Source organism: Halanaerobium sp. DL-01 (genome assembly GCF_003338615.1).
GTDB lineage: Bacteria > Bacillota > Halanaerobiia > Halanaerobiales > Halanaerobiaceae > QPJE01.
The window spans coordinates 92,946-107,805 of sequence record NZ_QPJN01000004.1; the positions used below are offsets into that span (position 1 = coordinate 92,946).

The 14,860-nt window shown below is 33.1% G+C and carries 17 protein-coding genes, 1 pseudogene, 1 riboswitch and 1 other annotated feature; all 18 genes and pseudogenes read left to right on the forward strand.

What is annotated here, in order from left to right:
• Nucleotides 1–8: 8 nt before the first annotated feature.
• A complete protein-coding gene (locus tag DER71_RS02650; protein ID WP_114474265.1) occupies nt 9–1,178 on the forward strand; it encodes an LCP family protein in 1,170 nt (389 codons plus the stop codon).
• On the forward strand, nt 1,171–1,539 hold the full coding sequence (rsfS, locus tag DER71_RS02655) for a ribosome silencing factor (protein WP_199505635.1): 369 nt from the start codon (nt 1,171–1,173) through the stop codon (nt 1,537–1,539). The genes DER71_RS02650 and rsfS overlap by 8 nt, the downstream gene beginning before the upstream one ends.
• Nucleotides 1,540–1,598: 59 nt before the next feature.
• Nucleotides 1,599–1,800 (forward strand) — a binding site (T-box leader).
• Nucleotides 1,801–1,861: 61 nt separating this feature from the next.
• Nucleotides 1,862–4,357 (forward strand): leucine--tRNA ligase, encoded by a 2,496-nt coding sequence (gene leuS, locus DER71_RS02660; RefSeq protein ID WP_114457566.1) that lies wholly within the window; start codon nt 1,862–1,864, stop codon nt 4,355–4,357.
• Nucleotides 4,358–4,560: 203 nt separating this feature from the next.
• Nucleotides 4,561–4,737 carry a ferritin family protein gene (locus tag DER71_RS02665; protein ID WP_114457567.1) on the forward strand — a complete coding sequence of 59 codons (177 nt, stop codon included), beginning with the start codon at nt 4,561–4,563 and terminating at the stop codon, nt 4,735–4,737.
• Nucleotides 4,738–4,870: 133 nt separating this feature from the next.
• A complete protein-coding gene (locus DER71_RS02670; protein WP_114457568.1) occupies nt 4,871–5,275 on the forward strand; it encodes a hypothetical protein in 405 nt (134 codons plus the stop codon).
• 79 nt (nt 5,276–5,354) lie between these two features.
• On the forward strand, nt 5,355–5,633 hold the full coding sequence (locus DER71_RS02675) for a hypothetical protein (protein WP_114457569.1): 279 nt from the start codon (nt 5,355–5,357) through the stop codon (nt 5,631–5,633).
• Nucleotides 5,608–6,132 (forward strand): methyl-accepting chemotaxis protein, encoded by a 525-nt coding sequence (locus DER71_RS02680; protein WP_199505547.1) that lies wholly within the window; start codon nt 5,608–5,610, stop codon nt 6,130–6,132. The genes DER71_RS02675 and DER71_RS02680 overlap by 26 nt, the downstream gene beginning before the upstream one ends.
• A gap of 177 nt (nt 6,133–6,309) precedes the next feature.
• Nucleotides 6,310–6,543 carry a ferrous iron transport protein A gene (locus DER71_RS02685; RefSeq protein ID WP_114457571.1) on the forward strand — a complete coding sequence of 78 codons (234 nt, stop codon included), beginning with the start codon at nt 6,310–6,312 and terminating at the stop codon, nt 6,541–6,543.
• On the forward strand, nt 6,543–8,399 hold the full coding sequence (feoB, locus tag DER71_RS02690) for a ferrous iron transport protein B (RefSeq protein WP_114457572.1): 1,857 nt from the start codon (nt 6,543–6,545) through the stop codon (nt 8,397–8,399). The genes DER71_RS02685 and feoB overlap by 1 nt, the downstream gene beginning before the upstream one ends.
• A gap of 236 nt (nt 8,400–8,635) precedes the next feature.
• A complete protein-coding gene (locus DER71_RS02695; RefSeq protein WP_114457573.1) occupies nt 8,636–9,103 on the forward strand; it encodes a SoxR reducing system RseC family protein in 468 nt (155 codons plus the stop codon).
• Nucleotides 9,104–9,243: 140 nt separating this feature from the next.
• Nucleotides 9,244–10,617 carry an MATE family efflux transporter gene (locus DER71_RS02700; protein ID WP_114457574.1) on the forward strand — a complete coding sequence of 458 codons (1,374 nt, stop codon included), beginning with the start codon at nt 9,244–9,246 and terminating at the stop codon, nt 10,615–10,617.
• A 71-nt stretch (nt 10,618–10,688) separates the two neighbouring features.
• Nucleotides 10,689–11,183: a BsuPI-related putative proteinase inhibitor gene (locus DER71_RS02705; RefSeq protein WP_114457575.1), complete on the forward strand. Its 495-nt coding sequence runs from the start codon at nt 10,689–10,691 to the stop codon at nt 11,181–11,183.
• A 704-nt stretch (nt 11,184–11,887) separates the two neighbouring features.
• Nucleotides 11,888–12,151, forward strand: a complete 264-nt coding sequence (locus DER71_RS12420; protein WP_147267748.1) for an ATP-binding cassette domain-containing protein — start codon at nt 11,888–11,890, stop codon at nt 12,149–12,151.
• Complete coding sequence (locus tag DER71_RS12025; protein WP_199505549.1) at nt 12,046–12,270, forward strand: hypothetical protein; 225 nt, start codon at nt 12,046–12,048, stop codon at nt 12,268–12,270. The genes DER71_RS12420 and DER71_RS12025 overlap by 106 nt, the downstream gene beginning before the upstream one ends.
• Before the next feature lie 173 nt (nt 12,271–12,443).
• Nucleotides 12,444–12,549: riboswitch (glycine riboswitch) on the forward strand.
• 140 nt (nt 12,550–12,689) lie between these two features.
• Complete coding sequence (locus DER71_RS02715; protein WP_114457576.1) at nt 12,690–13,055, forward strand: GrdX family protein; 366 nt, start codon at nt 12,690–12,692, stop codon at nt 13,053–13,055.
• 26 nt (nt 13,056–13,081) lie between these two features.
• Nucleotides 13,082–13,399: a co-chaperone YbbN gene (locus tag DER71_RS02720; RefSeq protein WP_114457577.1), complete on the forward strand. Its 318-nt coding sequence runs from the start codon at nt 13,082–13,084 to the stop codon at nt 13,397–13,399.
• 22 nt (nt 13,400–13,421) lie between these two features.
• On the forward strand, nt 13,422–14,708 hold the full coding sequence (locus DER71_RS02725; RefSeq protein WP_114457578.1) for a glycine/sarcosine/betaine reductase component B subunit: 1,287 nt from the start codon (nt 13,422–13,424) through the stop codon (nt 14,706–14,708).
• A 59-nt stretch (nt 14,709–14,767) separates the two neighbouring features.
• Nucleotides 14,768–14,860 (forward strand): annotated as a pseudogene (locus DER71_RS02730) (glycine/sarcosine/betaine reductase complex selenoprotein A); the annotation flags it as partial.

Genomic DNA, 14,860 nt, shown 5'->3' on the forward strand with positions numbered 1-14,860 from the left:
CATATAATATGGGTGGTAAGTTTAAAAAAAGTAAATATATTTTATTGATTTTGATTTTTTTTCTTTTCGGCATAGCTGGTTCTATTTTTTTTAATAATGACTTCAGTATTTTAAACAGCAGTCCATTTAAAAAAGAAAAGATAAATGTTTTAATAATTGGTTATGATTCTGAAATAAATGGACCTTCCAGAGCTGATACTATTATTCTGGCCAGTTTTAATATAGATACAAAAGAAGCAGGTATTATATTTATTCCACGAGATACAAGAGTTAAGATACCGGGAAAGAACTATGGGAAGATTAATTCTACTCATGCCTATGGTGGTATAAAACTTACCAAAAAAACTGTGGAAAATTTTCTTGATATACCAATAGATTATTATGTTGAAACTGATTTTAAAGGATTTGAAAACATTATTGATTTAATTGGTGGTGTAGAAATAAATATTGAAAGTCATCTATATTATGTTGATAAGGCGGGTGGATTATATATAAATTTAAAGCCCGGCAGACAGAATCTGAGCGGAAGTGAAGCGCTTCAGTATGTAAGATACCGGGATATAGCAATGGGTGATATTGGAAGAGTGGCCAGACAGCAGAAATTTTTGAATGCAGTTATTGAAAAAGGAACTTCTCCGACAATCATTCCTAAATTGCCGGGGATTATTAAAGAGTTAAATGATTCTGTAAAAACAAATATACCCTTACAGGATATCACCCCCTTTTTATCATTGGCCAAAGAGGTAGATTTAAATAAGATAAAAATTGAAATGCTGCCAGGAGAGCCAAAATATATTTCTGGAGTAAGCTACTGGCTGCCTGATAGAGAAGAAGTAGAAATAATGGTTGATAATTTAATTAGAGATAAATCTTATATTAGAAACAGCAGTTATAAACTTTCTATTTTTAATGGTAATGGAGTTCCCGGCATGGCTGGTGATTTAGCCGAAAAACTAGAAAAATATGGTTTCGAAGTAAAAAAAACATCTAATGCAGATAATTTTAATTACAAACAAACAGAGATAATATATTATTCTAAAGAAGACCGTGATACTGCAGAAGGAATAAAGGAATTAATCAATGGAAAAATGCAGTTTAAACCCAAAGAAAAAAGCGGTATAGATATAATTATTGGTTCTGATTATCTGCAGTTAATTGGGGAGGAAAATAATGAGTAAAGAAATTTCTATTAAAGAGACAGCATTACTGGCAGCAGAAGCAGCTGATGATAAAAAAGCTGAAGATATAGAAATATTAAACCTGGAAGGGCTGACAGTTATTGCAGACTATTTTGTAATCTGCAGTGCAAATTCTGACAAGCAGGTTAGGGCTATCTACAGAGCTGTTGACGAAAAGCTTAGTGAGTTAAATATTGAATATAAAAAAGTGGCAGGTCTTGATGATGCCCGCTGGGTATTAATGGATTATGCTGATGTTGTTGTGCATATATTTCAGAAGAGAGAAAGAGAATACTATGATTTGGACAGATTATGGGCTGATGCAGAAAAGATATTGAGGAAAGAAGAGAGGCAGACATAAATTTGACTTTTTAGACTATTATTAATATAATAGCAGGTAATATAGTATAGATAAGTATAGATAAGACTGTGAAGAGAAGTAGTAGAAAAATTCCTGTTTAAAGAGAGTCGATGGCTGGTGTAAATCGATACTTGAATTTTTCGAACTCATCTCTGAGTCCAGCTGATAAATATTGAGTCAGCTGCGCTGTGTGCGTTAAACACAAATGAGTGGGTTTTTTGCCAAGTTAGGGTGGTACCACGGATTTAATCCGTCCCTGTTTTTTTCGGGGGCTTTTTTTTAATTTAAAAATTCAAATATATTATAAGGAGTGTGAGTTGTATTGCAGGATTTTTATCCATTTAATAAGGTAGAAAAAAAGTGGCTTAAAAGATGGGAAGACTCTGATCTTCACAAAACAGGAGAGGATCCAGAAAAAGAAAATTATTATGTTTTAGAAATGTTTCCATATCCTTCGGGGAATCTTCATATGGGACATGTCAGGGTATATTCTATTGGAGATGTGATAGCAAGATACAAGAGGATGCAGGGTTATAATGTTCTTCATCCTATGGGTTGGGATGCTTTTGGTCTTCCAGCAGAAAATGCAGCTATCAAATATGGAAATATTCATCCTAAAGAATGGACCTGGGATAATATTGCTAATATGAAGAGGCAGATGAAAGCAATGGGATTAAGTTATGACTGGGATAAAGAGGTGACTACTGCCGCAGAAGATTATTATAAATGGACACAGTGGTTTTTTGTTCAGATGTACAAAAATGATCTGGCTTATAAAAAAGAGTCTGCTGTAAATTGGTGTCCCAGCTGTGAAACTGTGTTGGCAAATGAACAGGTGGTAAATAATGCCTGTGAAAGATGCGGCACAGAGGTAAATATGAGGGAATTAGAACAGTGGTTTTTAAAAATTACTGATTATGCGGAAAGACTTTTAAATGATCATGATCTTCTGGATAACTGGCCGGAAAAAGTTAAAATTATGCAGAAAAACTGGATTGGCCGCAGTGAAGGTATGAGAATCAAGTTTCCCATAAAAGATATGGATGAAGAGTTGGAAGTTTTTACAACAAGACCTGATACCCTCTATGGTGCCACATATATGGTTTTGGCACCAGAACATCCACTTATAAAAGAGATGACAAAGGGTACAGAAATGGAAGCTGAAGTTAAAGAATTTATAGAAAAAGCAAAAAAGCAGAAAGAGATGGAAAGAACATCTCCACAATCAGAAAAGCTGGGAATTTTTACCGGTGGATATGCAATTAATCCTGTAAATAATGAAGAAATTCCAATTATGATCGCTAATTATGTATTGATGAGCTATGGTACCGGCGCAATAATGGCAGTTCCGGCCCATGACCAGCGTGATTTTGATTTTGCACGAAAATATGACCTGCCTATTAGAGTTGTAATTCAGCCTAAAGATAGAGAAGAAATTCTTGCTTCAGAAGAAATGGAAACAGCATATGATGGTGATGGTTATTTGATTAATTCTGAACAATATAATGGTTTGAGTGTTAAGGAAGCATTTGATAAGATGGCTGAAGACTTTGAAAAAGAGGGAATAGCTGAGCTGGAAGTTAATTACAGACTGAGAGACTGGCTGATTTCCAGACAGAGATATTGGGGGGCTCCAATACCTGTAGTATACTGTGAAAAATGTGGCACAGTTCCTGTGCCAGAATCTGATCTACCTGTCGAACTTCCTCATGATGTAGAATTTAAACCTACAGGTGAATCACCACTTAAATATGTTGACAAATTTGTTAATACTACCTGCCCTGATTGTGGTGGCCCGGCCAGAAGAGAAACAGATACAATGGATACTTTTGTGGATTCATCCTGGTACTTTTTGCGCTACTGTGATTCTAAAAACGATGATTTTCCTTTTAGTAAGGAAAATGCTGATAAATGGTTTCCAGTAGATCAATATGTTGGTGGAATAGAGCATGCTATACTGCATCTGCTTTATTCTAGATTTTTTACTAAAGTTGTTCATGATATGGACATGACAGAAGCAGTTGAACCATTTACTAACTTGCTTGCACAGGGTATGGTGCTTAAAGATGGTGCTAAAATGTCGAAATCTAAAGGTAATGTAATTGATCCAGAAGAAACATTAGAAAAATATGGTGCAGATACTGCAAGGTTATTTATACTTTTCGCCTCACCGCCAGAAAAAGATTTAGAGTGGAGTGACAAAGGAGTTGAAGGTGCAGAAAGATTTTTAAACCGTGTATGGAGGTTTGTAACAGAAAATATAGAAATCATTAAAAGTGGATCATCTGACATAAGTAGAGATAATCTTGATAAAGGTGGGAAAAAACTTTATAGGACTCTCCATGCCAGTCTTAAAAAGGTTACTGAAGATGTTGGAGAACGGCTTAATTTTAATACTGCAATAAGTGCAATTATGGAGCTTACAAATGAAGTTTATTCATATTTAAATGAAAGGGAAGCAGCAGATATTAATAAAGCACTTTTAAAAGAAACTGCTGAGAATATTCTTTTAATGTTGGCTCCATTTGCACCATTTATTACAGAAGAACTGTGGGAGAAGCTTGATAAAGAAAAAAGTATTCATCTGATGAGCTGGCCGGAATATGACAGGTCAGCCCTTGTAAGAGACGAAATTCCAATTGTCATTCAGGTTAATGGTAAAGTAAGGGATAAAATTTCTGTTGATTCCGATATATCTGAAAGTGATCTAAAAACTGCAGTTCTCAATCAGGATAAAATAAAGTCCTATCTAAAGGACAGTGAACTGATAAAAACGATAGTAATTCCAAAAAAACTTGTTAATCTAGTAATTAAATAATCTTAATATAGTTCTTTTGCTCTCCTGAATAATAGATGCTGTATCGGCTCTTAACAGGAGAGCTTTTTGTTTAATAGATTATTTATTTATTTTTTACAATAACAAAGGATATCATAATTTTTTAGAGAAGAAATATATTGATTAAAAAACTTATATTTATGGTATTTTATGTTTTTTTTATTCAATAAGAGAGGAGATATATAATGAATAAAGTGCTTGAAGGTATTTTAGAAGCTATCGATGATGAAATTGCTGCACAAGAAAAATATAGAAAATTAAAAGAGCAGACAGATGATAAAAAAGCAGAAGCTTTATTTGATCAGCTGATAAAAAATGAAATCAGCCATGAAAACTTTTTCGTTCAAGATATGCAGCATTAAAAGAATATATGACAGATTGATATATCTATTTTAAAATATCAATATTCCAAAATTTGTTTAACTCGTCTAAAAAAAGGTTTTAAAAATATGCATTTTAATCGTTTGTAGTTGTAAAGTGGGGGGGGAATAGTAGGTGCAGAAAGAAAATTTTAATATTAAAAAACTGGTTGTATTGCTGTCTGTATTTTTATTTTTAACAGTTATTTTTTATTATATATTTACTTTTAATTTTATTTATATTATTTTTTTTATTACAGCATCACTAATATTTTTTAATTATTTGCTGGATAATTTATTGAACAGGATTAAGATTTTAAAAAATGAGATAAAAGAAAAAAATAAAAACATATTTGATTTAGAAGAAAATATAAAAAGAAAATTTAAAAAAGCTAGAGATGTTCATCAGAGGATGCTGCACAAAAAACTTCCTGAAACTGGAGAAATTATAGTCAGCACCTATTATCGTCCAGCTGAATATATTGGAGGAGATTATTGCAATGTGATAGAGATTGATCATGAATCAATGAGTCCTTTTTGATCAGTATCTGGTTTATTATTTTGATGTTTCTGGACATGGAATCGACAGTACACTTTTAGCTATTTTTATAAATGATACAATGGTAGATACATTAAAGAAATTAATTTTCAACATCAATGATAATTCCGATGCGGTTGTAACTGCTGCTGGAGAATTGAATATTGTTTCTGAGGAAACTGGTAAAAGTTCTGAGGAAATTGCTAACAGTATTACTGAAGTTGCACAGGGCAGTGAAGATATAGGGAGAGAAATAACAAATATGAAAACAGCAGCTGTGCAGCTTGATAATGAAGGAAAAACTTTAAAAGAAAATGCTGATCAGAGCCTCAAAGTTGCAGACCAATCTTCTAGCACTTAATGCCGCTATTGAGGCTGCAAGAGCAGGGGAAAAGGGAAGAGGTTTTGCTGTTGTTGCAGAAGAAATAAGAGAACTAGCTGAAGAATCTTCTGAAGTAACAACTAAGATTACCAGTTTAATTGAAGATATACAGTCTGAGACAACTGCTACTGTAAATTCTATGGATACAAATATTGAGGAAGTAGAAAAACAGATTTCTATAATTAATCAAGCAGGAGATTCTTTGAATCAAATGGTTGAAGCTTCCAATAATACTAAAAATAAAGTCAATGAGATGAAGAATTTTGCTAATAAATTGGATGATATCATTGATATGATCAATCATTCTGTTGATTCTGTCGGCAGTGCGGTAGAAAACAATTCTGCAAGTGCTGAAGAGGTATCAGCTCTTGCAGAAGAGCAGAGTGCAACTGTTGAGCAGATATCTGCTTCTGCAGATGAAATGGAAAATATGGCACAGCATTTAAGATCCCTTATAGAGAAGTTTAAATTAGAATAAAATGTTCACACAGCTCATATTTATGGTTGATATTTATGTTCAATTATGAACATAAAACTGAAATATGGGCTGTGCTTTTTATACCTGACAAAAACTCTAGTATTTTTATCAAATATATATTGACATTGATAATCGTTTTCATTATAATGAATATAGAATATATTAGGAGGTAAAAAAATGACCCTCGCAGATATTAAATATGGTGAAAAATTTATAATAGAAAAAATAAATGATAAAAATACAAGGATGCAGGCACTTCGTTTTGGAATAGGTGAAGGGTCTGAAATAGAATGTGCAGGTCGTCTTCCAGGTGGACCTGTAATTTTGAAGAAAAATCTGCAGGAAATAGCGATTGGAAGAAAAATGGCGGAAAAAATATCTATTAAAGAGAAAGAGAAGGAAATTTTTTAATGGATCAGGGCAGCCAGATAAATATAGACAGCAATATTGAGGCTGAGAAAAAAATTGTTCTTGCAGGTAATCCTAATGTAGGTAAATCAATATTTTTTAATTACTTGACAGGAATATATGTTAGTGTTTCTAATTATCCCGGAACTACACTTGATATCAGCAGTGGTAGGATGGGAAATTATGCTGTATATGATACACCTGGAGTTTATGGAGTGGGCTCTATAAATGATGAGGAAAGAGTAGCCAGAGATTTTATTATTTCTGCAGATATAATAATTAATGTAGTAGATGCAAGTCATCTGGAAAGAGATTTATTTTTAACACAGCAGCTTATTGATATGGATAAAAGAGTTATTGTTGCTCTAAATATGATGGATGAAGCGGAAAAAAATAATATTGAAATAGATATAAAAAATCTAGAAAATAAACTAGGTGTTCCGGTTGTACCAACTGCTGCTGCTAAAGATAGAGGCCTTTTTGAGCTGAAGGAAAAAATAGATTCAGCCTGCAGAGGAAATAAAATTTTTTCAGAAGATAATAAATTAAACCAGTTATATAAAAATGTCAGTACTGATACAGGCTCATCTCCAGAAGCTGTTATGCTTCTAGAAGAAGATGAGTCTATGGTATCTAAATATGGAGCTGATTATCCTAAATTAAGAGAAGAAATATATACATTGAGAAGAAAAAGAGTTGATATGATAACTGCTGAAATTGTCAGCTATAATTTAACACAAAATAGTTTTGCTGCATCGATTGCCCAATATATGGTTAAACCAGCAACAGGTATTCCTATGCTGTTAGCCCTTTTATTTTTAATTTATCAGTTTATTGGAGTTTTTGTGGCACAATATGTTATAGAATTTACTGAAGGCTGGTTTTTTATGGGGTATTATGAACCTTTTATTAGATCAGTTATTTCTTCAACATTGGGTCTAGATAATTTTATTGGAAATTTGTTGGCAGGAGAATTTGGAGTTTTAACTATGTCGGCAACATATATATTTGGCCTATTAATGCCGCTTGTAGCTGGATTTTATTTAATGCTTTCTATTTTGGAAGATATAGGTTATCTGCCCAGAATAGCTGTTCTTGTTGATAAATTTCTGCAAAAAATTGGACTAAATGGACGCGCAATAATTCCGATGCTGCTTGGTTTTGGCTGTGTTACTATGGCTACTATTACTACAAGATTACTCGGCACAAATCGGGAAAGAATTATTGCTATATTTTTGCTTGGACTTGCTATACCATGCTCAGCACAGCTAGGAGTAATAGCTGGTTTGATTGCAAAATTGGATTTATTTTATGTTGTAGTTTATGTTCTTACTATTTTTATTATTTATGTACTTGCGGGAACATTTCTCAATAAAGTGTTACCTGGTGAGTCAAGTGATTTGTTAATAGATCTGCCTCCAATAAGGCTGCCAAAAATACTTAATGTGCTTAAAAAGACATATCAGCAGACAGCTGCATTTGTCAGAGAGGCTGGCCCAATTTTTGTTCTTGGTGCAGCATTGATAACGATCATGGAAACTACTGGATTTTTAAATACAGTTATCACTTTCACTAGTCCACTTATTACCGACTGGCTTGGTCTTCCTGCAGAAACTACAACAGCATTTATTATGGGAATAATTAGAAGAGATTTTGGGGCTGCTGGTTTAACTTCGATTTCTCTTACATCAGATCAGATTACAGTTTCTCTAATTACACTGACTTTATTTGTACCATGTATTGCTGCAATGATGGTAATGATTAAGGAAAGAAGTCTAAAAGAAGCAGTTTATATCTGGTTTGGAAGCTGGATAACAGCTTTTATTACAGGTGGTATAGTTAATTTACTTATATTTTAATTTTACAAAATTATTTAAGGAGAATCTTTATGAAAAACTGCAGTATAGATAATGATAAACTAGAACAGGAAATAACATGTCCAACTTGTGGTCTCAAAATAAAAGAAATCAAAAAAATAAAATGCCCTAGATGTAACAGCTATATATTTTCTAAATGTTCTGAGTGCAGAAGATGCAGTCTATTTAATTGATTTTTCTTTCCGCTCAAAGTATAATATATTAAATGAGGTGAAACTATGAAGGAATTTGCCAAAGTTTTAAAAAATGAAAATAATAAAAGTCTTGTACGGATAGAAAGAGCTTCTGCCTGCAGTAAATGTAATAAACAGTGTCTGCTGGGGGAACAAAGCCATGAAATTGAAGAAATGGAGGTTTTGGTTGATGATCCAATTGGAGTAAAACCTGGAGAAACAGTTATACTTGAGATGGAGGCTAGACCGATTTTATTTGCTTCTATGATTGTTTATCTTGTTCCAATAATTGCACTTATTATGGGATATTTTGCAGGTATATCATTGTTTTTTGGATTTATCGTTAATGAAGAAATTGCGGGTATATTAGGATCAGTTGTATCTTTTCCTCTGTCATTTTTGATATTAAGGCTTTTTGATTTAAAAGCAAGTTCCAATAACCGCTATCATCCGAAAATAACAGAAATAGTGAAGGATGATACTCTTAATTTTAATGAACAGTGTGAAGTTTAATATTTTTCCGTTCAAATAAAGTGTAGAGTTTTTTTGACTTTTAGACATCATTCAATTTTTTTATAAAGAAGAATAAAATAATCAGATAGTCACCTATAATTAGGAAAATTTAGAGATAGAAAATTGAGAAGGTGGATTTAGTGTCAGCAGAAGAAAAAGGACTTGAAAAGGCAGTTATAGGGGAAGATATTTCAGCAAAAAAATTAATATTAAAACTTGCCTGGCCGGTTATAGCCGAGCAGTCGCTTGCAACAATTACATATATTGTAGATATGATGATGGTTGGGCGTTTGGGAGCTTCTTCTGTTACAGCAATTGGTCTGACAATGCAGCCGCTATTTTTTTCTACTGCGTTTGCTTCAGCACTTGGAGTAGGTACAACGGCACTGGTATCCCGATTTGTTGGTTCCAATAAAGTCAAAAAAGCAGGAAATGTTCTGCAGCAGTCAATTTTAATGGCAGGGGTAATAAGTTTCTTGATTGCTGCTTTTTTTTATTTAAGTGCTCCTAATATACTTTCACTTATGGGAGCAGATCAGGAAGTTAACAAACTTGGAACAGGTTATTTTAGAATTATGATGCCTGGCTATGTGTTTATGGTAATTGGATTTATAATAACTGCTGCACTGCGGGGGGCAGGAGAAACAAAACTTCCCATGAAAGTAAACATAGTGGTGAACATTGTTAATGTGGTTGGTAATTATCTACTTATATTTGGAAATTTTGGTTTTCCAGAACTTGGTTTAAACGGAGCTGCTATTTCTACTACTCTGGCCAGAGCTGGTGGTGGAGTTATCTTTTTTATTATAGCACTGTCTTCTTTAAGTTCCATTAAAATGGAGTTTGAAAAATTCTTTAAATTAGATTTTGAACTTTTAAAGAGAATTTTAAAAATTGGCATTCCTACTGCAATGGAGGAATCAGTAAGACGTTTTGCTCAGCTGCTTTTTGTTAGAGTAATTTCTTCTCTTGGAACTACTGCTTTTGCTTCACATCAGATTGCAAATAATGCAGAGTCGATTTCCTATATGCCGGGATTTGGTATTGCTGTTGCTGCAACGACTCTTGTTGGACAAAATTTGGGAGCAGACAATCCGGATGGTGCTGAAGAAGGTACATACGAAGCATGGAAAATAGGTTCATTAATAATGGGGTTTATGGCAGTAATATTTCTTTTTTTCCCCGAATATCTGGTAAAACTTTATACAGATGATCCGGATATTATTAAGCTGGCTTCTATTAACCTCAGAATTATTGCCTTTTCGCAGATTCCAATGGGGACACATTTTATTTTTGCCGGTGCACTAAGAGGGGCTGGTGATACTAAAGCTGTATTTTACAGTACTGCTGTTTCCAGCTGGATATTTAGACTTATTTTAGGTTATATTTTAGTTCATCCTCTGGGGCTGGGGCTTAAAGGTGCCTGGATTGCAATGGTTATTGACTGGATTATGCGGGGAAGTTATGTTGTTTACAGATTTAGAAGTGGACGCTGGAAATTTATTGATGTTTAATTTCGGATTTCAGCTTATTAAAATCTATTTTTAAAACAAAATTGTAATTCAGTTTATCAAAGGGGGTTAATATGGGTAAAAAGAGTATTGTTTTTATTTTTATATTAGTATTTGCATTTTTATCAGTAAATTTTGTTTCAGCTGATTCTGATTCGGATAATATATCTAAAGATGAAAAGATTAAAGTGGAGATGATTTTAGAAGAAACTACATTTTCAAGAACAGATAAAGAGGAAATTGTATTTAAAATTAGTAATATAAACAGTGAGGATATCAAATTAATTTTCACTTCAAGTAAAAAATTCGATTTTTATTTATTTAATCTCGATTATGAGTTATCCGAGATCATAAAAAACTATAAGTATTCTGCTGTCTATCAGTGGTCAGCAGATAAAATGTTTAGACAGGCATTTCAGGAAATAAAACTTCCGTCAGGAGATAGTTTGTCGTTTAATGTTAATTTAAATTTTACAGATATACCTGAAGGGGAATATCTGCTGATGGGAGAACTGCTTTCTCAAAATTATATAATTCAAAGTTCGATAATAAAAGTCACAGTTAAATAGTGAAGGGAAAAGAGAATAAGGATGGTATAAATATTGTTAATTATATAATTGAAAATTCAGAATATTTTTATTTTAAAAAAGGCTTGTATTTTCTCATAAGTAAATATGATGTGTACACAAAAAGGGTATTTGCGGAACATTAGGCATTTTTTGTTAATCAACCTTAAGCAGTGCTTGTACGAATTAGTTAAATACGTAGTGCCTGTGGTGCAATTTTAATGAGTTAAAAAGAGAAATAAGACCTCAGCACATGATGTGCTGAGGTAATCCTGAAGCAGGGCGTCTCATTTGATTAGGAAGTCTTTATTTCTCCTGTCAACGAATTTTAGTTTGATCGAAAAATGAGTTAGAGACGCAAATACCCTTTTTGTGGGAGAACCAATATATAATTATAAAAAATTAAATAAAAATTAATAGATAAATCCTGAGAAGGGGAGAGTGGTTTTAATCGTAGAACACAGCAATCCAGAACAGATAAGAGTCTGGACTTAAGATCAAAGTGAAGCGTACCCTGGAGGAGTTTTATCAAAGGTTCATAAACATGACATATAAGTTCACAAAAATGAACAGATAGATAAAAACACAAATCTGTGTTAAAGTTAATGAGTGGATAAATGAAATATGTTTGTCAACTGGAGTGGTAACACGGGCAGTCCTCGTCTCTTATTATTATTAAGAGCGGGGACTTTTTTATATATTTTTTAATGGAGGTGATTAAAATTATTAAATTTAAAGGTGTAAATAAATGGTTTGGAGATTTACATGTTCTAAATGACATTAATTTAGAAATAAAAAAGGGAGAAGTTATTGTAATCATAGGGGCAAGTGGTTCCGGTAAAAGCACAATACTGAGATGTATCAATTGTCTGGAAAATTTTGGGGTTATTATTATAGATACTTTATTAGAAAAAAATCAGATTATAAATATGGAGATTATGGAGAAAAATGGAGCATCTCTTCTGAAGTAGGTAAATTAAAAGCTGTGCTTTTAAGAAGGCCGGCTAAAGAAGTGGAGAATGTTACTGATCCAGCAAAATGGCGCTGGGGCAGTACAGTAGATTCAGAAAAAATGCGCTGGCAGCAATAATTGGTCTACTGGAAAATAAGTATAAAAGTTACAGTATGTAAGGATACCATTTTTGATTTATCTGAATAAAAACAAAAAAAATTTTAAAAATCTATTGACAAAATATATATGTTTATATATAATTATTGATGTAAGGACTTTGTGAAATATTTATCTAAAAGAAAATATGGTGTTTGAAGGATATGGGAGAGAGTATTAAAAAATACCACCGAAGGGGTAAGATCTTTATTTCTCAGCATAAAGATTGAAACTCTCAGGTAAAAGGACCATGTCTGGACACAACTCTGGAAAGTTTGTTTTTGAAAACACCGAAGGAGCACTCTGTTATTATACAGATAATCTCTCAGGTATTAAGGACAGAGCAGTGATGAGAATAGTTTTCTCAATGCTGCTCTGTTTTTTATCTTCAGGAGGAGTTTATGAATAATAAAGTAATTGTAACAAATAATCCACTTATCAAAAAAAAATATAAGGATTTAAAAATAATTTTTGTTGAGGATCTCTCTGATGTGTACAAAAAATGTAGAGATATGGTGCACAAAAACTGGGCACTTATATCTCACCCGCTGGCGGGTAGTGTAAAGCCTGCGCAAAACCCCTACAGAAGTATTGTTTTAGTTTCTGGAGAAAAATTTGATTATTATAGTCTGGAAACTATAGAAAATGCAATTGCAAAGCTTGCACAGTTCAGTCATAACCACAAAAAGAGAGAATATTCAAACAAAATTAAAAAAGATTACCAGGTCATTGATCTAACCTTAATTGACTCTGCCCTGAAGAATTAGATAATTATGAGAAAGGAGGTAATAATTTGTTAGAATTAAGCAAGGATAATTTTGAAAAGGAAGTGCTTCAAGCTGACGGTCTTGTTGCTGTTGATTATTGGAGTGACAGCTGTGATCGCTGTCTTGAGATTATGCCTGATGTTGAAGAACTGGCTGAGAAATATTCAGACAAAGTAAAGTTTGCCAAATTAAATATTAAAGGAAACAGGAGACTTGCAATAGGTCAAAAGGTGCTGGGCCTGCCATCTATAGTTTTTTATAAAGATGGAGAAAAGCTTGAACATCTTTCTGGAGAAGATCTGGAAGTTGAAGATATAGAACAGACTCTGCAGGAAGTGATTTAATTATTAAAGGGAGGTGAAAAATATGAAATTAGAACTTGGTAAGATTAAGATTGATGACATTGAGTTTGCTGATGAAACTAAAGTTTCTTCTTCTACACTTTATATCAATAAAGAAGAGCTGCTGGAACTTATTAGAGAAGACAGCAGAATAATAGATATTAATTTAGATATTGTTCACCCTGGTGATAGTGTACGAATAATTCCTGTAAAGGATGTTATTGAACCCAGAGTAAAAGTTGAAGGAGAAGGAGGAATTTTTCCAGGCTTTATAGCCGGCGAAGATATGGTCGGATCTGGTCGTACTAATGTATTAAAGGGTGCAGCCGTTGTAACTACTGGGGATATTGTAGGTTTTCAGGAAGGTATAATTGATATGTCTGGCCCTGGTGCAGACTATACACCATTCTCTAAAACTCACAATCTTGTAGTTGACTGTGATGTAAAAGAGGATATAAAACAGCATGAACATGAAGAAATAATAAGAATGGTTGGTTTAAAAACTGCTACTTATTTAGGAAAAGCTGCCGTAGATATTGAGCCGGATGAAGTAGAAGTTTATGAACATAAACCATATCTGGAAGCTGCTGCAGAGTATCCGGATCTTCCTAAAGTAGGTTATGTTTATATGCTTCAGAGTCAGGGCCTTTTACATGACACATATGTCTATGGTGTTGATGCAAAAGAAATTATTCCAACTTTAATTTCTCCAACTGAAATAATGGATGGAGCAATTATAAGTGGGAATTGTGTATCTGCCTGTGATAAAAATGCAACATATATTCATTTAAATAATCCTGTAATAGAAGATCTTTATAAGTATCATGGTGAAAAATATAACTTTATTGGTGTAATTATTACAAATGAAAATGTTACACTTGCAGATAAAGTTAGATCATCCAATTATACTGCTAAACTGGCAGAAATGATTGGACTGGATGCAGCAATCATATCAGAAGAAGGTTTTGGTAATCCCGATGCTGATTTAATTATGAACTGTACCAAGCTTGAAGAAAAGGGAATTAAAACTGTGCTTATTACAGATGAATATGCTGGAAGAGATGGAGCTTCCCAGTCCCTTGCCGATGCTGATCCTGCCGGTGATGCTGTTGTAACTGCTGGTAATGCAAATGAAGTTATAACACTTCCTCCAATGGACAGAGTTATTGGACATCAAAAATTTGCTGATATTATTGCAGGTGGTTTTGATGGAAGCCTTGGAGAAGATGGATCAATTTCAGTTGAAATTCAGGCAATTATGGCTTCGACTAATGAATTAGGTTTTAACAAACTTACTGCTAGAGGATATTAAAATATTTATTTTAAAAATTAAAATTTAATTATTCAAAAAATATATGGAGGTGTCAGATAATGCTCGAAGGGAAAAAAGTTGCTATTTTAGGTGACAGAGATGGAGTTCCAGGCCCTGCGATAGAAGAATGTATAAAAACAACAGGAGCTGAG

Coding starts and splice junctions, on each gene's coding strand:
- DER71_RS02650 (WP_114474265.1), top strand. CDS start 9: ATGGGTGGTAAGTTTAAAAAAAGTAAATATATTTTATTGATTTTGATT.
- rsfS (WP_199505635.1), top strand. CDS start 1,171: ATGAGTAAAGAAATTTCTATTAAAGAGACAGCATTACTGGCAGCAGAA.
- DER71_RS02665 (WP_114457567.1), top strand. CDS start 4,561: ATGAATAAAGTGCTTGAAGGTATTTTAGAAGCTATCGATGATGAAATT.
- DER71_RS02675 (WP_114457569.1), top strand. CDS start 5,355: ATGGTAGATACATTAAAGAAATTAATTTTCAACATCAATGATAATTCC.
- DER71_RS02685 (WP_114457571.1), top strand. CDS start 6,310: ATGACCCTCGCAGATATTAAATATGGTGAAAAATTTATAATAGAAAAA.
- feoB (WP_114457572.1), top strand. CDS start 6,543: ATGGATCAGGGCAGCCAGATAAATATAGACAGCAATATTGAGGCTGAG.
- DER71_RS02695 (WP_114457573.1), top strand. CDS start 8,636: ATGAAGGAATTTGCCAAAGTTTTAAAAAATGAAAATAATAAAAGTCTT.
- DER71_RS02705 (WP_114457575.1), top strand. CDS start 10,689: ATGGGTAAAAAGAGTATTGTTTTTATTTTTATATTAGTATTTGCATTT.
- DER71_RS12420 (WP_147267748.1), top strand. CDS start 11,888: ATGGAGGTGATTAAAATTATTAAATTTAAAGGTGTAAATAAATGGTTT.
- DER71_RS02715 (WP_114457576.1), top strand. CDS start 12,690: ATGAATAATAAAGTAATTGTAACAAATAATCCACTTATCAAAAAAAAA.
- DER71_RS02725 (WP_114457578.1), top strand. CDS start 13,422: ATGAAATTAGAACTTGGTAAGATTAAGATTGATGACATTGAGTTTGCT.